The sequence below is a fragment of the Streptomyces sp. NPDC048590 genome, from assembly GCF_043199535.1.
Classification (GTDB): Bacteria; Actinomycetota; Actinomycetes; order Streptomycetales; family Streptomycetaceae; genus Streptomyces.
In genome coordinates this window covers 167,262-185,682 of record NZ_JBICWC010000003.1, presented here as the reverse complement: position 1 = coordinate 185,682, position 18,421 = coordinate 167,262, and the positions used below count along the sequence as shown (strand labels likewise).

Genomic DNA, 18,421 nt, shown 5'->3' with positions numbered 1-18,421 from the left:
ATCGGGCATAAAGAGCGAGCCCCGTCAAAAGGCGGGGCTCGTATGAGCGCAGCGGTACCGCCCGTGCGCGTCGGGTATCGACGAGGCTCGAATTCTCTGTCGAAATGTTATGAACGCGGGGGCGGAGCGTGTCAAAAGACACAGGCCGCCCCCGCGGGACTACGGCAACTTCCGTAGATCGATGCCGACTTGCGACTACTTCAGGCGTGCCATCAGCGCGTGCTCGACCAGGGTGATCAGGCCGCTCTTGGCGTCGGCGCGGTGCCGTGCGTCCGTGGTGATGATCGGGGCGTCGGGGCCGATCTGGAGTGCTTCGCGTACTTCGTCGGGGGTGTAGGGCTGGTGTCCGTCGAAGCCGTTGAGGGCGATGACGAAGGGGAGGCCGCTGTTCTCGAAGTAGTCGACGGCGGGGAAGCAGTCGGCGAGGCGGCGGGTGTCGACGAGGACGACGGCGCCGATGGCGCCGCGGACCAGGTCGTCCCACATGAACCAGAAGCGGTCCTGTCCGGGGGTGCCGAACAGGTAGAGGATCAGGTCCTGGTCCAGGGTGATGCGTCCGAAGTCCATGGCCACCGTGGTGGTGGTCTTGTCCCCGGTGTGGGTCAGGTCGTCGATGCCCGCGGAGGCGGACGTCATCACGGCTTCGGTACGCAGCGGATTGATCTCCGAGACGGCACCGACAAACGTGGTCTTACCCACGCCGAAGCCCCCTGCCACCACGATCTTCGCCGAGGTGGTGGCCCGGGCGGTCTCGCCGCTAGAGCTTGCGAAGTCCACTGAGCACCCTTTCGAGCAGTGTCACATCCGGCGTGCCGCCGGCCTCTCCGTTGCCCGGCTGGTGGATGGCCACCATGCCGGCTTCCGCCAGGTCCGCCACGAGGATCCGTGCCACGCCCAGGGGCATGGACAGCAGGGCCGAGACCTCGGCCACCGACTTGACCTCACGGCACAGGTGGCAGATCCGCTGGTGCTCGGGGAGCAGTGTCCCGAGGTGCGCGGGGTCCGCGGTCGTGCTGACCAGAGCCTCTATCGCGAGCTGGTACCGGGGCCGGGTCCGGCCGCCGGTCATGGCGTACGGACGCACCAGCGGCTGGTCGCCTTCACCGTCGTACGACGCGTGATGCAGTGCGCCGTACGGATCAGGTGAGGCGGGTGGCGGGGTCATAAGTCCTCCGGGCGTGACAGCAGTAAGTCGGCTTGCCGTCTGAAGGTGGCCGGTGAGGGGCTGTGTCGGCCGGACGGGTGAGGGTTTTCTGTAGTACCTGGGGGGATCGTGTCAGGTGCCTGCCGCATGGCCGCCTAGTGGAGCAGACTGCCTTGTAGTTCGGCACGGAGGTCAGGGGTGAGGACGGTCCCCGCACGGTCCACGAGGAGCGCCATCTCGTACCCGACCAGACCGATGTCCGCGTCCGGGTGGGCGAGCACGGCCAGCGACGAGCCGTCGGAGATGGACATGAGGAAGAGGAAACCCCTCTCCATCTCCACAACCGTCTGACTCACGGCGCCGCCCTCGAAGATCCGCGAGGCACCCGCCGTCAGCGACGTCAGACCGGAGGCCACGGCCGCCAGCTGGTCGGCGCGGTCGCGCGGGAAACCCTCGGACATCGCCAGCAACAGGCCATCGGCCGAGACCACCACCGTGTGTGACACCCCTGGGGTGTTGTCCACGAAGTTGGTGATCAGCCAGTTCAGATTCTGCGCGGCCTGACTCATGGGGCTCAACTAACGCTCCTGCTGGTGAGTGGGGCCGAGTTGGAAACTGCCGGTAGACGAGCCGTTGTTGGCCTGTCGTCCCTGCTGGATGCCCCGGCGGAGATTGGTCAGACGGCCGCGCACGTCGTCCGGCGCACGCGAAACCTGGGGTCCGGACTGATGATTCTGCTGCTGAGCGGTGCCCGGCACCAAATTGGCACGTGGGACACGGCGTGGCAGTCCGGACGTGGTGATCCCGCCGGCGGCGGGCTTCTTGACGCGCTCCGCCTGCCGCACGAGTTCGTCGTTGGGCGAGGCACGCCATGAACTGGTGGCACCGGTGTCGGCCGCGCCGCGCCTTGGCATGGCGGGAGGCGGGGTGCCGGCGGGCTGGGGAGAGACCGGGGCCTGCGGCTCGGCGGGCGGCTGCTGGCCACCCTGCTGCGGGCCGTGGAACCAGTTCGTCTCCAGCGTGTCGTAGAGCGGCGTACGCCCGTCACCAGGACCGGCCGGAGGCAGCACCTCGGGCTGCTGCGGCAGGGCCGGACGGCGCGGCGGCTCGGCGGCGAACGGCGCCGGAGGCCGCGGGGCGCCGAAGTCGGGGTTGCCGTCCTGGCGGGGAGCGGGAGCCTGCGGGGCGGGGAAGCCCGTCGGCGCGGGCGCGTTGAAGTCCGGGCGGGCGAACTGCGCGGTGCTCGCCGGGTCGGGTGCCTGCGGAGCCGGAGGACGCGGCGCCGAGAAGTCCGGACGGGCGAACTCCGCAGTGCTGCCCGGACCCTGACGGTCACTCATCGGCGGACGCTGGTTCGGCGGGGTGAACGGCTGGTTCGGCGCGGAGGTGCCGGGCCGGGCGAACCGTCCGGCGTCGTGCTCCTCGTGACCGCGCGGCGCGTCCGGCTGCGTACGCCGGGGAGCACCCTGCTCCTGGGCGCCCCAGCTGGTGCCCTGCGGACGCCCGGGCTGCTGCGGGGCGCCGCCGGGCAGCTCGGCGCGGGGTCCGCCGGACGGGGGCAGCTGGCGGCCGGGACCGCCGGGCTGCCGCGGGCCGCCCTGGCCGGACCGGTCCTGCTGGGACGGCTGCGGGGCCTGGCGTGCGGGCGGGCCGCTCTGTCCGCCGGAGTGGCCGAACAGGTTCGGTCCGGTGCCCGCGGAGGAGTCGGGCGTGGGACGCGCCCCGCCCCGGGCGCCGCTGAAGGCTCCGGCGAGACCGCCACCACCCTGGCGCGGGCCCTGGCCACCGGGTCCCTGCTGGGGCCTGCCGGTGCCGCCGTCCCGTGCGGGCAGCGCGGCGCGCGGTGCGGCGCCCGCGCCGACCTCGCCGCGCGGTGCCGACGAGCCCAGCCCGTTCGCCGGAGCGTCGGGACGCGGGCCGCCACCGGACGGAGCTCCACCGGCGAGGAGGCCGCCGGGCGCCCCCTTCTGCTGGCCCTTGCCCTGCTGGCCGGGCTTCGGCGGCTGCTTGCCGCCGTGCGCGACCTCCATGGGCAGCATGACGAGCGCGGTCGTACCGCCGGAGTCCGAGGGACGCAGCTGGATACGGATGCCGTGACGCAGCGACAGGCGGCCGACCACGAACAGACCCATCCGGCGGGACACCGAGACGTCCACGGTGGGCGGCGACGCGAGGCGCTCGTTGATCGCGGCCAGGTCCTCGGGGGAGAGGCCGATACCGGTGTCGTGGATCTCGACGAGCACACGGCCGTCGGGCAGCGCGTGACCGGTGACGCGGACCTTCGTCTGGGGTGAGGAGAACGACGTGGCGTTCTCCAGCAGCTCGGCGAGGAGGTGCACGAGGTCGTTGACGACGCGGCCGGCGACCTCGGTGGCGGGCACGGCGGCCAGTTCGATGCGCTCGTACTGCTCCACCTCGGACGCGGCGGCGCGGAGCACGTCGACCAGCGGCACGGGGCGGGTCCACCTGCGGCCCGGCTCCTCACCCGCGAGGACGAGGAGGTTCTCACCGTTACGGCGCATACGCGTGGCGAGGTGGTCGAGCTTGAAGAGCGAGGAGAGCTGGTCCGGGTCGGCCTCGCGCGACTCGAGTTCGGAGATGAGCGAGAGCTGGCGCTGGATGAGGCCCTGGCTGCGGCGCGAGAGGTTGGTGAACATCGCGTTGACGTTGCCTCGCAGCAGCGCCTGCTCGGCGGCCAGACGGACCGCCTCGCGGTGCACGTCGTCGAAGGCCGCGGCCACCTGGCCGATCTCGTCCCGGGAGTGCACACCGACCGACTCGACGGAGGTGTCGACGTCCTGCGGGTCGGTCTCCGAGAGCTGCTTGACGAGCTCGGGCAGACGGTCCTGGGCGACCCGCGTCGCGGTGTCCTGCAGACGCCGCAGCGAGCGGATCATGGACCGGGCCACGACGAAGGCGCCGACCAGCGACACACCGAGGACGATGAGGATGATCGCACCGTTGAGGATCGCGTCCCGCTGCGACTCCTCGCGGAGTTCGCGCGCCTTGCTCTCCATCTCACCGAGCAGCGTCTGCTCGATGGTCTTCATCGCCTGGATCTTGTTGGAGCTCTGGTCGTACCAGTCCATGTACGTACGGGTCTTGCGGTTGCTGCCCTCGATGCCCAGCGGGCTGTCGAGCACCTTCCTGGCGTACATGTCGGCGGCGGTGATCTCGGGATTCCCGTTGTCCAGGGGCTCCAGCAGCTCGGCGGAGCTCTTGCCGGTGGACTCGTAGGTGGTCTCGAAGGTCTTGAGGGTCGTGCCCGCCTTGTTCAGCGCGTTGCGGCCGAACGCCTGGTCGTTGTCGTTCAGATGCGTCTTGGTGCTGTCACCACCGGGCAGCGCCGCGGCGATGATCGCGCGCTCGACGGAGGCGTACTCCTTCGAGGAGGAGAAGGCCGCCAGCGCGCGGGTGCGCTTGATCATCTCCGGGTTGCTGGTCGCCTGCGCCATGTCCTGCGAGAGGCTCAGCAGCGAGGTGATCAGCTGGCTGTACTGGTCGATCGTGTTGAGACTCGGGCTGTCACCGGCGTAGGCGTCCTTGCGGATGCTGGTGATGCTGCCGAGCTGCATGCCGATCTGACTGACGCTCGCGTGGATGCTGTCCAGCGCCGCGTCACCGGGGGTGTTGCCTATCTCGTCGGTGGCCTCGAAGAAGGCGGCCTTGGCGCGGTCCGTGCGGTCACGGGGCTGGGTGACCTTGTAGTCGGTGGCCTTCACGCCGTTCGACAGCGGGCCGGCCGAGCTGTCGCGCTCCTCCTGGAGCGCGTTGGCGAGCGCGGTCGCCTGCTTGGTCATCTTGGTCAGCAGCTGCATGTGCTCCAGCTGGTCCATGTCGTTCATGGACTGGTTGATCCGCAGACCACCCAGGGTGGTCGCGGCGACCACGGGCAGGGCGAGCAGGGAGACCAGGCGGGTGCTGATGCGCCAGTTGCGCAGGGCGATGCGCGAGCCCGCGGAGGTCGGGCCGACCGGCTTGAGGGGGGCCGAGGCCTCCGCGCCGCCGGCGCTCGGAGCGGCGGAGCGCTGCGGGCGGTCGCCGCCGTCACCGGCGGGACCGGGGCTCTGGGCGTGCTGGGGCGAGGAACCACGGTCGTTCCCGCCGCGCGGCTCCTGATCGGCCGAGTTGTCCCCTCGGCCCTGGCGGGGCTGGGGCGACCCCATGCCATCCCTCTTGAAACGTCCCTGCACTAGCGTCGCAACCTCTTGACCAGGCGTCCTTCCGTGCGTGGCACGGCGGGACGGTGTCGGCGTCGTGGGGCACTGGGCGCGCCCCGATGGTGGTCGTGAGTGACCGGCGTACTTCCCCCTCCCGCCGCCACTCGGCGCTGCGTTGCGCCCCTGCGCGTCGGGCCTGAAACCCGCGGCGGTGCGTGGAATTCCAGCACAGTGAAGGATCTCCAACAAGGCCCGCGACCGTGCTGTGACGTGTATGACACGGGGTGACCGCAGTGTCACGAGGTGTGGAGTCGGTTCGCGGTCAAACCGGTCGATTACGGGTGATCGCCCAGAGGGTGGCCGGTGTCCCAGACGCCATGATCGGGAGCGGAATGACGGATTCGGGCACGTATTGTCTGGTTTGCAGCGCATGATCAACTGCCTGCAATGAGCGGTTTGTCGGCAAGTTCGTGAGCAAACTCACATGATGATCGCCGTCTCATCCCGGCCAACCCGGGGAATCGCGTGTTTAGCCTGGCGCTTTACAGGGATGGCGAATCCGACAACCGGCGCACCTCCGGGCAGCGCCCCAGCGACAAGGGTCCGAACGGCAGATGAAGACGACGATGGTCTCCCGCAATATTGCAAACCCCCGGCGCACGACACTGGCGCACCTCGAGGGCGCCGACGCCCTGCAGGGGCCGGAGCAGCGGGAGCACGCCGTCGACCTGCCCAGCCAGACGGCCAACCCGCGGCGCACCATCCTCATGGAGGCCCCTGCCGCGATCGCGCGCTAGTTCTCTTGGGCGTGTGGTTCCGTCGTCCCCGCCGGGGAGGCAACCACACGCCCACGACATGGGCCCGGCGTCCCACGGGGCGAGGCGCACGGCGGGCCCCCTCACGCGCGCTAGCCTGGAGCGTCAGTCTTCAGCCAGCCAGCAAGTGAGGGGCGACAGCATCCCGTGCGCATCGCCAGGTTCTCCATCGACGGCAATGTCGCCTTCGGCGCGGTCGAGGGCGACAGCCCCGACAGCCTCGTGCTCGACATCATCAAGGGCATCCCGTACACCGACTTCGAGCTCTCGGGGACCAAGGTCCCGCTGAAGAAGGTCCGGCTGCTGCCGCCCGTGCTTCCCAACAAGGTCGTGGCCATCGGCCGCAACTACGCGGAACACGCCGCCGAACTGGGCAACGAGGTCCCGGATGTGCCCGTCGCCTTCTTCAAGCCCACCACCTCGGTGATCGGCTCCGGCGACTCCATCGAGTACCCCTCCTTCTCCGAGGAGCTGCACCACGAGGCCGAGCTGGCCGTGGTGATCGGCCGTATGTGCCGCGAGGTCCCGCGTGAGCGTGTGAAGGACGTCGTCTTCGGTTACACCTGCGCCAACGACGTCACCGCCCGCGACGTCCAGCGCAGGGAGAGCCAGTGGGCCCGGGCGAAGGGCTTCGACACCTCCTGCCCGATCGGTCCCTGGGTGGAGACCGACGTCGACCCCGGCGATCTGGCCATCCAGGCGACGGTCAACGGCCAACAGCGCCAGCTCGGCCGGACGAGCGACATGATCCGCTCCGTGGAGGACCTGGTCGTCCACATCACGGAGGCGATGACGCTGCTCCCGGGCGACGTGATCCTCACCGGGACCCCCGCAGGGGTGGGACCCCTGCACGTCGGCGACGAGGTCGCCGTCACCATCGAAGGCATCGGCACTCTCACCAACAAGGTGATCAAGCGTGGTTAACGCACCAGACGCACCCGTACGCGTACGTTTCTGCCCCTCCCCGACCGGCAACCCCCACGTGGGCCTGGTCCGCACCGCCCTGTTCAACTGGGCGTTCGCGCGCCACCACAAGGGCACCCTGGTCTTCCGCATCGAGGACACCGACGCGGCGCGGGACTCCGAGGAGTCCTACACCCAGCTGCTCGACTCGATGCGCTGGCTCGGCCTGGACTGGGACGAGGGCCCCGAGGTCGGCGGCCCGCACGCCCCGTACCGCCAGTCGCAGCGGATGGACCTCTACAAGGACGTCGCGGCCAAGCTCCTGGAGGCCGGGCGCGCCTACCCCTGCTACTGCACGACCGAGGAGCTCGACACCCGCCGCGACGCCGCCCGCGCCGCCGGCAAGCCGTCGGGCTACGACGGCCACTGCCGCGACCTGAGCGACGAGCGCAAGGCGGCGTACGAGGCCGAGGGCCGCACCTCGATCGTCCGCTTCCGGATGCCCGACGAGGCGATCACCTTCACCGACCTGGTCCGCGGCGAGATCACGGTCCAGCCGGAGAACGTCCCGGACTACGGCATCGTCCGCGCCAACGGCGCGCCGCTGTACACGCTCGTCAACCCGGTCGACGACGCCCTGATGGAGATCACCCACGTCCTGCGCGGTGAGGACCTCCTCTCCTCCACCCCCCGCCAGATCGCCCTGTACCGGGCGCTCATCGAGCTGGGGATCGCCAAGGACATCCCGGCCTTCGGCCATCTCCCGTACGTCATGGGGGAGGGCAACAAGAAGCTCTCCAAGCGTGACCCGCAGGCCTCGCTCAACCTCTACCGCGAGCGCGGCTTCCTGCCCGAGGGGCTGCTCAACTACCTCTCGCTGCTCGGCTGGTCGATCGCGGAGGACCGCGACATCTTCGGCCGGGACGAGATGGTCGCCGCCTTCGACATCGCGGACGTCAACGCCAACCCGGCGCGCTTCGACCTGAAGAAGGCCGAGCACGTCAACGCCGAGCACCTGCGCATGATCGACGTGAAGACCTTCACCGAGGCGTGCGGCCCCTGGCTGCGGGCGCCGTTCGCGCCCTGGGCGCCCGAGGCCTTCGACGCGGAGCAGTTCGCCGAGATCGCCCCGCACGCCCAGACGCGCGTGACGGTCCTCTCGGACATCACGGCCAACGTCGACTTCCTCTTCCTGGACGAGCCCGTCCACGACGAGGCCTCCTGGGCGAAGGCGATGAAGGAGGGCTCCGACGCCCTGCTCGTCACGGCCCGCGCCGAACTCACGGCCGCCGAGTGGAACGCGGAGGCCCTCAAGGCCGCCGTGCTCGCCGCCGGTGAGAAGCACGGTCTCAAGCTCGGCAAGGCGCAGGCCCCGGTCCGGGTCGCCGTCACCGGCCGCACGGTCGGGCTTCCGCTCTTCGAGTCCCTGGAGATCCTGGGCCGAGAGAAGACGATCGCCCGGATCGACGCGGCACTGGCCAAGCTGGCCGCGTAACGCCGTACACGTACCGGAGGCCGGGCTCCCCCCACGGGGAGCCCGGCCTCCGGTCGTTCGGGCCGCCTGCGCGCCCCCGGAAGCCGGCGGCGGGACGTGGTCGCCGTCGCCCGCGTAACCGGCTTCTCCGCGCTCCGGGGCGGGTAGGTTCTCGTACATGGTGATTCGCGCGGTCCTCTGGGACGTGGACGACACGATCTTCGACTACGCGGGCTCGGACCGGACGGGCCTGCTGCGGCACCTCCGGGCGGAGGGGCTGCCCGAGAGTGACGAGGACCACCACGACCGGTGGATGTCCATCGCCTCCGCCCACTGGAAGCGCGTCGCCGCCGGGGAGTCCGACTGGCCCGCGCACTGCCGGGACCGGGTGCGGGAGTTCCTGGAGGCCGAGCTGAGCGACGAGGACGCCGACGCCTGGTTCCACCGGTATGTCGGGCACTACGAGAGCTCCTGGGAGCTCTTCCCGGACGCCGTACCCGTCCTCGACGCGCTGGCCGCCACGCACCGGCACGCGATCCTGTCGAACTCCGCCGTCGACCATCAGGAGCGGAAGCTGCGGGCCCTCGGCGTGCGGGACCGCTTCGAGGTCCTGCTGTGCGCCCAGGAGCTCGGGATCTGGAAGCCGGACGCCAGGGCCTTCCGCGCGGCCTGCGAGGCGATGGAGCTCGATCCTCACGAGGTCGTCTACGTCGGGGACCAGCCGGACATCGACGCGGCCGGCGCCGTTGCCGCGGGTCTCGCCGGTGTGTGGCTGGACCGGCGCGGACGGGGCGGACGCCCCGAGCTCACGCGGATCACGGGGCTCGCCGAGCTCCCCGCCCTGCTGGCGGGCGATACCCGTTTTGGAGCGTCGGACACCTTCGGGTAATGTTCTTTCTGCGCCGCCCGAGCGGGCCGAAAGATCCGGCCGGGAAGCGCAGACAGAAACAACACCCTCAGGGGTTGCGTTTCAGTGGGCTATGGTGTAATTGGCAACACTACGGTTTCTGGTACCGTCATTCTAGGTTCGAGTCCTGGTAGCCCAGCGCAAGACCGAAGTAACAAGCCCCCGTTGTGTAGCGGCCTAGCACGCTGCCCTCTCACGGCAGTAGCGCCGGTTCGAATCCGGTCGGGGGTACAGATCCATCCCGCAGGAACACAGGGTCGCACCCACGTTCCAGCGGTGACACCATCCGGCTCCGGCCGGATGAGGATCGCCAGGGCCCCCGTTGTGTAGCGGCCTAGCACGCTGCCCTCTCACGGCAGTAGCGCCGGTTCGAATCCGGTCGGGGGTACTTGTCACACCATGGGCTATGGTGTAATTGGCAACACTACGGTTTCTGGTACCGTCATTCTAGGTTCGAGTCCTGGTAGCCCAGCGCAAGTCAGCAGTAACCACGCCCCCGTTGTGTAGCGGCCTAGCACGCTGCCCTCTCACGGCAGTAGCGCCGGTTCGAATCCGGTCGGGGGTACAACAGAGCAGTACGGAAAGGCCCTTCACTCCGGTGGAGGGCCTTTTTCCTTGTCCTCGCGAAGAGGCTGTTCCGGATTCCCTTCGGTCCAGGGGGAGTCGGGGAACAGCGGGGCCACTTCCCTTGGAGGGCAGGCCTGTTGCGAGAGGTCCGGGAGGGGGGCCGCCACGACGCTGGGGCGGCCTCGAAGGTGAATCGGCGGGCAGGGGCGGTCGCGTGGCCCCCGGTCAGGCCGGCGGCGGAGGGCGTGGCCCAGGTGGTTCCGGTACGCGCTTCAGCCCGTGCGGCGCAGCGCCTCGCTCAGCCGCGCGGCCGAGTCGATGACCGCCTGGGCGTGCATCCTGCCGGGGTGGCGGGTGAGGCGCTCGATCGGGCCCGAGACCGACACCGCGGCGACCACCCGGTTCGAAGGTCCGCGCACCGGTGCCGAGACGGACGCCACCCCCGGCTCCCGCTCGCCGATCGACTGGGCCCAGCCCCGCCGGCGCACCCCGGAGAGGGCGGTGGCGGTGAAGCGGGCGCCCTGCAGGCCCCGGTGCAGCCGCTCCGGCTCCTCCCAGGCCATCAGGATCTGCGCGGAGGAGCCCGCCTTCATGGTGAGCGTGGAGCCGACCGGCACGGTGTCCCGCAGTCCGGACAGGCGCTCCGCCGCGGCCACGCAGATTCGCATGTCGCCCTGCCGGCGGTAGAGCTGCGCGCTCTCGCCGGTGATGTCGCGCAGATGTGTGAGTACGGGTCCGGCCGTCGCCAGGAGCCGGTCCTCGCCGGCCGCGGCCGCGAGTTCCGAGAGGCGGGGGCCGAGAATGAAACGGCCCTGCATGTCCCTCGCCACCATGCGGTGGTGTTCGAGTGCCACGGCGAGTCTGTGAGCCGTGGGTCGTGCGAGCCCGGTCGCCGCGACCAGCCCGGCGAGGGTGGCCGGACCGGACTCCAGGGCGCTCAATACCAGAGCTGCCTTGTCGAGAACGCCGACGCCGCTAGAGTTGTCCATACGACGATACTCGCGTCTCACTCTGTGAAACGCAAGTTCAATTTTTCCCGGAACTTGCGAACCTGTATCCGAGGCCGTACGTCGGCCCCACGGCCGCCGCCCCGCCAGGGGGGTGCGAGCGGCGGCACTCGAAATCTCTAGTTGGGCCGGTGATGACGCCGGCCGGAGGGAAAGCGATGGGTAGGACACTCGCGGAGAAGGTCTGGGACGACCATGTCGTCCGGCGCGCCGATGGCGAGCCCGACCTCCTCTTCATCGATCTGCACCTGCTGCACGAGGTGACCAGCCCGCAGGCGTTCGACGGCCTGCGTCAGGCCGGCCGCCCGGTGCGGCGCCTCGACCTCACCATCGCCACCGAGGACCACAACACCCCGACCCTCGACATCGACAAGCCGATCGCCGACCCGGTCTCCCGCGCCCAGCTGGAGACCCTGCGCAAGAACTGCGCGGAGTTCGGCGTGCGGCTGCACCCGCTGGGGGACGTCGAGCAGGGCGTCGTGCACGTGGTCGGTCCGCAGCTCGGCCTGACACAGCCCGGCACCACGGTCGTCTGCGGTGACTCGCACACCTCCACCCACGGCGCCTTCGGCGCGCTGGCCTTCGGCATCGGGACCAGCCAGGTCGAGCACGTCCTGGCCACCCAGACGCTGCCGATGGCCCGCCCCCGGACCATGGCGATCACCGTCGAGGGTGAACTCCCCGACGGCGTCACCGCCAAGGACCTCATCCTGGCCATCATCGCCCGGATCGGTACCGGCGGTGGCCAGGGCTACATCCTGGAATACCGGGGCTCCGCCATCGAGAAGCTCTCGATGGAGGCCCGGATGACCATCTGCAACATGTCGATCGAGGCCGGTGCCCGCGCGGGCATGATCGCCCCGGACGAGACCACCTTCGCCTATCTCGAGGGCCGCGACCACGCGCCCCGCGGCGAGGACTGGGACGCGGCGGTGGAGTACTGGAAGACGCTGCGCACCGACGACGACGCCGTCTTCGACGCCGAGGTCGTCATCGACGGTGCCGCACTCGCGCCGTTCGTCACCTGGGGCACCAACCCCGGCCAGGGCGCGCCGCTGTCGGCCAGCGTCCCCGACCCGGCCTCGTACGAGGACGCTTCGGAGCGCCATGCCGCCGAAAAGGCCCTGGAGTACATGGGGTTGACCGCCGGCCAGCCGCTGCGTGACATCAACGTCGACACCGTCTTCGTAGGGTCCTGCACCAACGGCCGTATCGAGGACCTGCGCAACGCCGCCTCGATCCTCGACGGCCGCAAGGTCGCCGACGGGGTGCGCATGCTGGTCGTCCCGGGATCCGTCCGGGTCGCCCTCCAGGCGGTCGAGGAGGGCCTGGACAAGGTCTTCACCGCGGCAGGAGCCGAATGGCGGCACGCGGGCTGCTCGATGTGCCTCGGGATGAACCCCGACCAGCTGGCCCCCGGTGAGCGTTCCGCCTCCACCTCGAACCGCAACTTCGAGGGCAGGCAGGGCAAGGGCGGCCGCACCCACCTGGTCTCCCCGCAGGTCGCCGCCGCCACCGCCGTGCTGGGCCATCTGGCCTCGCCCGCCGACCTGTCCGACGTCCGTACGCCCGCCGGAGTCTGAGAGTCATGGAAGCATTCACCGCACACACCGGCCGGGCCGTCCCGCTGCGCCGCAGCAACGTCGACACCGACCAGATCATCCCCGCGCACTGGCTGAAGAAGGTCACGCGTGACGGCTTCGAGGACGGGCTCTTCGAAGCCTGGCGCAAGGACGAGAACTTCGTCCTCAACCTCCCTGAGCGCAAGGGCGCCTCGGTGCTGGTCGCCGGACCCGACTTCGGTACCGGTTCCTCGCGTGAGCACGCCGTCTGGGCGCTGCAGAACTACGGCTTCAAGACGGTCATCTCCTCCCGGTTCGCCGACATCTTCCGGGGCAACTCCCTGAAGAACGGTCTGTTGACCGTCGTCCTGGACCAGAAGGTCGTCGACAGCCTCTGGGAGCTGACGGAGGCCGACCCCACGGCCGAGATCACGGTCGACCTCGAGAAGCGCCAGGTGCTGGCCGAGGGCATCACGGCCGATTTCGAGCTCGACGAGAACGCCCGCTGGCGTCTGCTGAACGGGCTGGACGACATCAGCCTCACCCTTCAGAACGAAGCGGACATCGCGGCTTACGAGGCGGCCAGGCCGTCCTACAAGCCGCGCACAATTGACGCCTGAGCAGCGCTTTTCCCGAACTGCGCCCCCTGCCGACCGGCAGGGGGCGCAGTCGCTTGTTGAGACCCCCTCGGGCGACAACTCGCCCCAGATGGCACAATCGGTGCATGGAACGCGACAGCCAACTCGAGCTCTACGGCCGCGTCGCCGACCAACTGAAGGAAGCGCACCTAAAAGTGCGCGCACTGCAAGTCCCGGAGGGCGTACGGATGGCGCTGTCCCGGAAGCTGTTGGCCGTGACGGCCGCGGCTAAGCACGATCTCCCAGGCGCGGCAAGGCGTCTGGACCGGTTGATGAAGGACCTCGACGAGGGCCGATTCCCCGAAGGTGACTGACTCTGCGGACAGCGCAGCGGTCGACTTCGTTGCGGCACTAGGGTGATTCGCCCGTTTCGTGTTTGATTTGCGGTATATATCTACCTAACGTGCGAAAAGGCCAGAACAGTTTCGTTCCGGCAATGTCTCCGAAGGGGAAGACGTGAACAAGGCGCAGCTCGTAGAAGCGATTGCCGACAAGGTCGGCGGCCGTCAGCAGGCCGCGGACGCTGTCGACGTGGTGCTCGACGCGATCGTCCGCGCGGTCGTCGCGGGGGACCGTGTCTCGGTCACCGGCTTCGGTTCGTTCGAGAAGGTCGACCGCCCCGCCCGGTACGCCCGTAACCCGCAGACGGGCGAGCGCGTACGGGTCAAGAAGACCTCCGTGCCCCGTTTCCGCGCGGGACAGGGCTTCAAGGACCTGGTGAGCGGCTCCAAGAAGCTCCCCAAGAACGACGTGGCCGTCAAGAAGGCCCCCAAGGGCAGCCTCTCGGGCGGTTCTTCCACCCGCACGACGGCGAAGGCTGCCGCCAAGAAGGCCACCGCCAAGAAGGCCACGGCGAAGAAGACCACCGCCGCCGCCAAGAAGACCACGGCCGCCGCGAAGAAGGCCACGGCGAAGAAGACCACCGCCGCCGCCAAGAAGACCACGGCCGCCGCGAAGAAGGCGACGCCGGCGAAGAAGGCCACCGCCACGAAGAAGACGGCCGCCGCCAAGACGGCGCCCGCGAAGAAGGCCACGGCCAAGAAGGCGCCCGCCAAGAAGACCACCGCGCGCAAGACCACTGCCAAGAAGGCCACCGCACGCAAGAAGTGAGACCGGGCACCGCTCGTTCCTCAGACGCGCCGGGCCGGGCTCCCCTAGGGGAGCCCGGCCCGCGGGCTGTTCGGGGCCCTCACCTGGCCGGGAGGGCGCTCAGAGGGTCTGGAGCGTCACCAGGGTGATCCGCAGTGAGGCACCCGACCCCTCGGTCTCGATCCGCACCCGCTGGCCCGGACGCAGCAGCCTGAGCCCTCCCGCATCGAACGCGGCGGCGTCGAAGTCCACCGGAGTGCCGTCGTCGAGCAGCACGCTGCCGGTGCGGGTCTCGGAGTCGTACGTGAACGAGGTCGCCTGCATGGGCCGCAGCCTATCGCTCCGCCGCGGGCACGGCCGGGGCCACCAGGCCCGCGGTGAACGGTCCGACCCCCAGCGCCAGCGCCGCCCGAAGGTCCTCGCCCGTGTCCACGTCCCGGCGGACCGAGTCCAGGCCCGGCAGCCGGATCTCCACCGCACCCGAGGCCAGATGTCCCGTCCGTGACGGCCCTCCGAACACCGGGCGCAATTCCGTACCGGAAGTCGCGGAAAGAAAAGTGGTGCCGATTCCCTGGGCGTCCGATACAAATGTGCGCGGAAATTCCGACGAGAATTCGAGCGCCCGCGCCAATTCCTCGGGGCGCAGTGCCGGGAGATCCGCGTTCAGTGCGGCCACCGCCGCGCGGCCGCGCCGGGCGGCCACCGCCCGCGCACCGTGCTCCAGGGCGGCGTTGAGGCCGGCCGCCGGGGCGTCGGGCACCGTGCGGGCGCCGAGCGCCGCCAAGGCCGGCCCGGCCACCGGATCGTCCGTGACGACCACCACATCCCGCACCCCGGGACAGGACAGCGCGGCGGCCACGGTGTCCTGCGCGAACGCCAGGGCAAGGCGCGGCCGCAGATCCCCGCCGACCGCCCGGCCCAGCCTGCTCTTGGCCTGTGCCAGGGGTTTCAGCGGGACGACCAGGGACCAGGGCCCGGTCGGGTCGGTGTTCGTGGCGATCTCCCCCTCGGTACGCATCAGCCCTTATTCTCGCCTGCCGGTGGCACGACCCGGAGGTCCGCCCCCACAGGTGAGGCGTACGGTGTTCTCCACAACAGCAGGGCCCCGGGGCGAAGGCAGCACGGGCCGCAGGCCCCGCAGCAGCACAGGTCCTAGAGGAAGGCGTCCGAGTGTCCCGCCGCAGAATCGGCTTCTGGTACCGCCTGGCCGCGGTCATCGCGAAACCGCCCCTGGTGGTTCTGTTCAAGCGGGACTGGCGGGGAATGGAGCACATCCCGGACGACGGTGGATTCATCACCGCGGTCAACCACAACTCGTACCTGGATCCGCTGTCCTACGCCCACTGGCAGTACAACACCGGCCGTGTTCCGCGCCTGCTGGCGAAAGCGGCGCTCTTCAGGGCGCCTTTCGTCGGAATGATGCTGCGCGGCACCGGGCAGATCCCCGTCTACCGCGAGTCGACCAACGCCCTGGACGCCTTCCGGGCCGCCGTCGACGCCATCGAGCGCGGGGAGTGCGTCGCCTTCTACCCGGAGGGCACGCTCACCCGCGACCCCGACATGTGGCCGATGGCCGGCAAGACGGGCGCCGCCCGGGTCGCGCTGATGACCAAGGCCCCGGTGATCCCCGTCGCGCAGTGGGGCGCCAACCTCGCGATGCCGCCCTACGCCAAGGAGAACAAGCTCCGGCTGTTCCCCCGCAAGACCCTGCGGGTCCAGGCCGGGCCGCCGGTCGACCTCTCCCGGTTCTACGGACTCGAACCCACCCCCGACGTCCTGCGCCAGGCCACCGAGACCATCATGGCCGCGATCACCGCCCAGCTCGAGGAGGTACGCGGGGAGAAGGCCCCCGCGGAGCTCTACGATCACCGCAGGGCACGTGCCGAACAGCGGCGCAAGGCAGAGGGAAAGGGAACGACGTGACACACCCCGCAAAGGCGGCCGTCTTCGGAACCGGCTCATGGGGCACGGCGTTCGCCGTGGTCCTCGCCGACGCGGGATGCGAGGTCACCCTCTGGGGCCGCCGGGCGGAGGTCGCCGAGGCGATCAACACCACCCGGACCAACCCCCAGTACCTCCCCGGGGTCGAACTGCCCCCGTCGGTGCGGGCCACGACCGACCCCGCCGAAGCGCTTCGCGGCGCCGATTTCGCCGTTCTGGTCGTGCCCTCGCAGACGCTGCGGGCCAACCTCGCCGACTGGGCGCCCCACATCGAGTCCGGCACCGTGCTCGTCTCCCTGATGAAGGGCGTCGAACTCGGCACGGCCAAGCGGATGAGCGAGGTCATCGCGGACGTCACCGACGTCGCCGCGGACCGCATCGCCGTCGTGACGGGACCCAACCTCGCCAAGGAGATCGCCGAACGGCGCCCCGCCGCCGCCGTCGTCGCCTGCGCGGACGAGGACGTCGCCCGGCGCCTCCAGGCCGCCTGCCACACCCCGTACTTCCGTCCCTACACCAACACCGATGTGGTCGGCTGCGAGCTGGGCGGAGCCGTGAAGAACGTCATCGGTCTCGCGGTGGGCATCGCCGACGGCATGGGCCTCGGCGACAACGCCAAGGGCTCCCTCATCACCCGCGGCCTCGCCGAGACCACGCGTCTCGGGCTCGCCATGGGCGCCGACCCCCTCACCTTCTCCGGACTCGCCGGGCTCGGCGACCTGGTGGCGACCTGCTCCTCACCCCTCTCGCGCAACCACACCTTCGGCACCAACCTCGGGCGCGGGATGACGCTCCAGGAGACCGTCGCCGCCACGAGCCAGACCGCCGAGGGCGTCAAGTCCTGCGAATCCGTGCTCGATCTGGCGCGCAGGCACGGCGTCGACATGCCGATCACCGAGACCGTCGTGGGCATCGTGCACGAGGGCAAGCCCCCGGTCGTCGCTCTGAAGGAGCTGATGGCGCGCAGCGCGAAGCCCGAGCGACGCTGACTCAGGCCCTACCAGCAGGTACGCTCAACGCGATATGAGCAGCCAGAACCTCTCCCAGAGCCCTGAGAGCCCCCTGAGCTCCGAGCGGAGCTCCGCGCAGGGCCGCAAGCCGCGCGTGGCCGTCGTGTTCGGTGGCCGCAGCTCCGAACACGGCATCTCCGTCGTCACGGCCGGCGCCATCATGAGCGCCATCGACCGGTCGAAGTACGACGTCCTGCCGATCGGTATCACCAGGGACGGACGTTGGGCGCTCACGTCCGACGACCCGGCCCGGATGGCCATCACGGACCGGCAGGTGCCGGACGTGGACCAGCTGGCCGAGTCCGGGCGGGGCGCCGTCACGCTCTCCGTCGACCCCGGCAACCGCGACGTCGTCGTCGGCGAACCCGGAGCGGTCCCCACGGTCCTGGGCGAGGTCGACGTCGTCTTCCCCATGCTCCACGGCCCCTACGGCGAGGACGGCACGCTCCAGGGGCTCCTGGAGCTCTCCGGGGTGCCCTACGTCGGCGCCGGGGTGCTCTCCTCGGCCGTCGGCCAGGACAAGGAGTACATGAAGCGGGTGTTCACCTCCTTCGGGCTGCCGGTCGGCCCCTACGAGGTCGTCCGCCCCCGCGAGTGGGAGTCCGACCGGCCCGCCGCCCGCAAGCGCATCATGGAGTTCGCCGCCGAACACGGCTGGCCGCTCTTCGTGAAGCCCGCCCGAGGCGGCTCCTCCATGGGCATCACCAAGGTCGACGACGCGGCCGGGCTCGACGAGGCGATCGAGGAAGCCCGCCGGCACGACCCCAAGTTCCTCGTGGAGTCGCTGTTGCGCGGCCGGGAGATCGAGTGCGGAGTGCTGGAGTTCGAGGACGGACCCCGCGCCAGCGTGCCCGCCGAGATCCCGCCCGTCACGGCGCACGAGTTCTACGACTTCGAGGCCAAGTACATCGACTCCGCCGCGGGCCTGGTCCCCGCACCGCTCACCGACGAGCAGACGGCGGAGGTCCAGCGGCTCGCGGTCGACGCCTTCGAGGCGGCCGCGTGCGAGGGGCTGGTCCGCGCCGACTTCTTCCTCACCGAGGACGGCACCTTCGTCATCAACGAGATCAACACCATGCCGGGCTTCACCCCGATCTCCATGTACCCGCGCATGTGGCAGGCGAGCGGCGTGGAGTACCCGGAGCTCGTCGACCGGCTGATCCAGGCAGCTCTCGACCGGCCCACCGGCCTGCGCTGAGGTCCG

18 protein-coding genes and 5 tRNA genes are annotated in these 18,421 nt (G+C 70.1%); 16 read left to right on the top strand and 7 right to left on the bottom strand.

Annotated elements, in window-relative coordinates:
- Window positions 1-195: 195 nt before the first annotated feature.
- The 4 genes from ACGFNN_RS09140 to ACGFNN_RS09125 form a co-directional block, all read right to left on the bottom strand.
- Window positions 196-777, bottom strand: a complete 582-nt coding sequence (locus ACGFNN_RS09140; RefSeq protein WP_362554681.1) for an ATP/GTP-binding protein — start codon at window positions 775-777, stop codon at window positions 196-198.
- Window positions 758-1,165 carry a DUF742 domain-containing protein gene (locus ACGFNN_RS09135; RefSeq protein ID WP_266709549.1) on the bottom strand — a complete coding sequence of 136 codons (408 nt, stop codon included), beginning with the start codon at window positions 1,163-1,165 and terminating at the stop codon, window positions 758-760. Before ACGFNN_RS09135 ends, ACGFNN_RS09140 begins: the two co-directional genes overlap by 20 nt.
- A 134-nt stretch (window positions 1,166-1,299) precedes the next feature.
- Window positions 1,300-1,713 (bottom strand): roadblock/LC7 domain-containing protein, encoded by a 414-nt coding sequence (locus tag ACGFNN_RS09130; RefSeq protein ID WP_006127850.1) that lies wholly within the window; start codon window positions 1,711-1,713, stop codon window positions 1,300-1,302.
- A gap of 9 nt (window positions 1,714-1,722) precedes the next feature.
- Window positions 1,723-5,310, bottom strand: a complete 3,588-nt coding sequence (locus ACGFNN_RS09125) for a nitrate- and nitrite sensing domain-containing protein (protein WP_393554236.1) — start codon at window positions 5,308-5,310, stop codon at window positions 1,723-1,725.
- A 608-nt stretch (window positions 5,311-5,918) separates the two neighbouring features.
- Between ACGFNN_RS09125 and ACGFNN_RS09120 the strand changes: the two genes are divergently transcribed.
- The 9 genes from ACGFNN_RS09120 (at window position 5,919) to ACGFNN_RS09080 (ending at window position 9,968) form a co-directional block, all read left to right on the top strand.
- A complete protein-coding gene (locus ACGFNN_RS09120; RefSeq protein WP_393554234.1) occupies window positions 5,919-6,101 on the top strand; it encodes a hypothetical protein in 183 nt (60 codons plus the stop codon).
- 165 nt (window positions 6,102-6,266) lie between these two features.
- The gene (locus tag ACGFNN_RS09115) at window positions 6,267-7,043 is read left to right on the top strand and encodes a fumarylacetoacetate hydrolase family protein (RefSeq protein ID WP_362666121.1); all 777 of its coding nucleotides are present in this window, start codon (window positions 6,267-6,269) and stop codon (window positions 7,041-7,043) included.
- Window positions 7,036-8,517 (top strand): glutamate--tRNA ligase, encoded by a 1,482-nt coding sequence (gene gltX, locus ACGFNN_RS09110; protein WP_393554232.1) that lies wholly within the window; start codon window positions 7,036-7,038, stop codon window positions 8,515-8,517. The genes ACGFNN_RS09115 and gltX overlap by 8 nt, the downstream gene beginning before the upstream one ends.
- Window positions 8,518-8,674: 157 nt before the next feature.
- Window positions 8,675-9,385, top strand: a complete 711-nt coding sequence (locus tag ACGFNN_RS09105; protein ID WP_393554231.1) for an HAD family hydrolase — start codon at window positions 8,675-8,677, stop codon at window positions 9,383-9,385.
- Window positions 9,386-9,470: 85 nt separating this feature from the next.
- Window positions 9,471-9,542, top strand: a tRNA-Gln gene (locus tag ACGFNN_RS09100).
- Between the two features lie 19 nt (window positions 9,543-9,561).
- Window positions 9,562-9,634: transfer RNA gene (locus tag ACGFNN_RS09095), tRNA-Glu, on the top strand.
- An 84-nt stretch (window positions 9,635-9,718) separates the two neighbouring features.
- A tRNA-Glu gene (locus ACGFNN_RS09090) sits at window positions 9,719-9,791 on the top strand.
- A 12-nt stretch (window positions 9,792-9,803) separates the two neighbouring features.
- Window positions 9,804-9,875, top strand: a tRNA-Gln gene (locus ACGFNN_RS09085).
- A gap of 20 nt (window positions 9,876-9,895) precedes the next feature.
- Window positions 9,896-9,968: transfer RNA gene (locus ACGFNN_RS09080), tRNA-Glu, on the top strand.
- 274 nt (window positions 9,969-10,242) lie between these two features.
- On the opposite strand, the gene ndgR is transcribed toward ACGFNN_RS09080, so the two are convergent.
- Entirely contained in the window at window positions 10,243-10,959 is a 717-nt protein-coding gene (gene ndgR, locus ACGFNN_RS09075; protein ID WP_003966003.1) for an IclR family transcriptional regulator NdgR, read from the bottom strand.
- Between the two features lie 176 nt (window positions 10,960-11,135).
- Here ndgR and leuC point away from each other — a divergent pair, with 176 nt between their 5' ends.
- The 4 genes from leuC to ACGFNN_RS09055 all read left to right on the top strand — a co-directional run bounded on the left by leuC (window position 11,136) and on the right by ACGFNN_RS09055 (window position 14,287).
- On the top strand, window positions 11,136-12,560 hold the full coding sequence (leuC, locus tag ACGFNN_RS09070; RefSeq protein WP_365521449.1) for a 3-isopropylmalate dehydratase large subunit: 1,425 nt from the start codon (window positions 11,136-11,138) through the stop codon (window positions 12,558-12,560).
- A gap of 5 nt (window positions 12,561-12,565) precedes the next feature.
- Window positions 12,566-13,159: a 3-isopropylmalate dehydratase small subunit gene (gene leuD / locus ACGFNN_RS09065; protein WP_393554229.1), complete on the top strand. Its 594-nt coding sequence runs from the start codon at window positions 12,566-12,568 to the stop codon at window positions 13,157-13,159.
- A 104-nt stretch (window positions 13,160-13,263) separates the two neighbouring features.
- Window positions 13,264-13,491 carry a hypothetical protein gene (locus tag ACGFNN_RS09060; RefSeq protein ID WP_362554698.1) on the top strand — a complete coding sequence of 76 codons (228 nt, stop codon included), beginning with the start codon at window positions 13,264-13,266 and terminating at the stop codon, window positions 13,489-13,491.
- A gap of 142 nt (window positions 13,492-13,633) precedes the next feature.
- The gene (locus ACGFNN_RS09055) at window positions 13,634-14,287 is read left to right on the top strand and encodes an HU family DNA-binding protein (RefSeq protein WP_362666132.1); all 654 of its coding nucleotides are present in this window, start codon (window positions 13,634-13,636) and stop codon (window positions 14,285-14,287) included.
- A gap of 99 nt (window positions 14,288-14,386) precedes the next feature.
- Here the strand turns inward: ACGFNN_RS09055 and ACGFNN_RS09050 are convergent, their stop codons facing one another.
- Window positions 14,387-14,590 (bottom strand): hypothetical protein, encoded by a 204-nt coding sequence (locus tag ACGFNN_RS09050; RefSeq protein WP_362554702.1) that lies wholly within the window; start codon window positions 14,588-14,590, stop codon window positions 14,387-14,389.
- 10 nt (window positions 14,591-14,600) lie between these two features.
- On the bottom strand, window positions 14,601-15,284 hold the full coding sequence (cofC, locus tag ACGFNN_RS09045) for a 2-phospho-L-lactate guanylyltransferase (RefSeq protein ID WP_393554226.1): 684 nt from the start codon (window positions 15,282-15,284) through the stop codon (window positions 14,601-14,603).
- Between the two features lie 152 nt (window positions 15,285-15,436).
- Between cofC and ACGFNN_RS09040 the strand changes: the two genes are divergently transcribed.
- Genes ACGFNN_RS09040 through ACGFNN_RS09030 form a run of 3 tightly spaced genes read left to right on the top strand, consistent with a single transcriptional unit; the run spans window position 15,437 to window position 18,415 of the window.
- Window positions 15,437-16,189, top strand: coding sequence for a lysophospholipid acyltransferase family protein (locus ACGFNN_RS09040; RefSeq protein WP_362554707.1), 753 nt, complete (start codon window positions 15,437-15,439; stop codon window positions 16,187-16,189).
- A complete protein-coding gene (locus ACGFNN_RS09035; protein ID WP_393554224.1) occupies window positions 16,186-17,196 on the top strand; it encodes an NAD(P)H-dependent glycerol-3-phosphate dehydrogenase in 1,011 nt (336 codons plus the stop codon). The genes ACGFNN_RS09040 and ACGFNN_RS09035 overlap by 4 nt, the downstream gene beginning before the upstream one ends.
- Window positions 17,197-17,230: 34 nt before the next feature.
- Window positions 17,231-18,415: a D-alanine--D-alanine ligase family protein gene (locus ACGFNN_RS09030; RefSeq protein ID WP_393554222.1), complete on the top strand. Its 1,185-nt coding sequence runs from the start codon at window positions 17,231-17,233 to the stop codon at window positions 18,413-18,415.
- Window positions 18,416-18,421: the final 6 nt, after the last annotated feature.

Bases quoted from the DNA above. Each gene is read 5' to 3' on its own strand.
- ACGFNN_RS09135 (WP_266709549.1), bottom strand. From the start codon at position 1,165: ATGACCCCGCCACCCGCCTCACCTGATCCGTACGGCGCACTGCATCAC.
- ACGFNN_RS09130 (WP_006127850.1), bottom strand. From the start codon at position 1,713: ATGAGTCAGGCCGCGCAGAATCTGAACTGGCTGATCACCAACTTCGTG.
- ACGFNN_RS09125 (WP_393554236.1), bottom strand. From the start codon at position 5,310: ATGGGGTCGCCCCAGCCCCGCCAGGGCCGAGGGGACAACTCGGCCGAT.
- ACGFNN_RS09120 (WP_393554234.1), top strand. From the start codon at position 5,919: ATGAAGACGACGATGGTCTCCCGCAATATTGCAAACCCCCGGCGCACG.
- ACGFNN_RS09105 (WP_393554231.1), top strand. From the start codon at position 8,675: ATGGTGATTCGCGCGGTCCTCTGGGACGTGGACGACACGATCTTCGAC.
- ndgR (WP_003966003.1), bottom strand. From the start codon at position 10,959: ATGGACAACTCTAGCGGCGTCGGCGTTCTCGACAAGGCAGCTCTGGTA.
- leuC (WP_365521449.1), top strand. From the start codon at position 11,136: ATGGGTAGGACACTCGCGGAGAAGGTCTGGGACGACCATGTCGTCCGG.
- leuD (WP_393554229.1), top strand. From the start codon at position 12,566: ATGGAAGCATTCACCGCACACACCGGCCGGGCCGTCCCGCTGCGCCGC.
- ACGFNN_RS09060 (WP_362554698.1), top strand. From the start codon at position 13,264: ATGGAACGCGACAGCCAACTCGAGCTCTACGGCCGCGTCGCCGACCAA.
- ACGFNN_RS09050 (WP_362554702.1), bottom strand. From the start codon at position 14,590: ATGCAGGCGACCTCGTTCACGTACGACTCCGAGACCCGCACCGGCAGC.
- cofC (WP_393554226.1), bottom strand. From the start codon at position 15,284: ATGCGTACCGAGGGGGAGATCGCCACGAACACCGACCCGACCGGGCCC.
- ACGFNN_RS09030 (WP_393554222.1), top strand. From the start codon at position 17,231: ATGAGCAGCCAGAACCTCTCCCAGAGCCCTGAGAGCCCCCTGAGCTCC.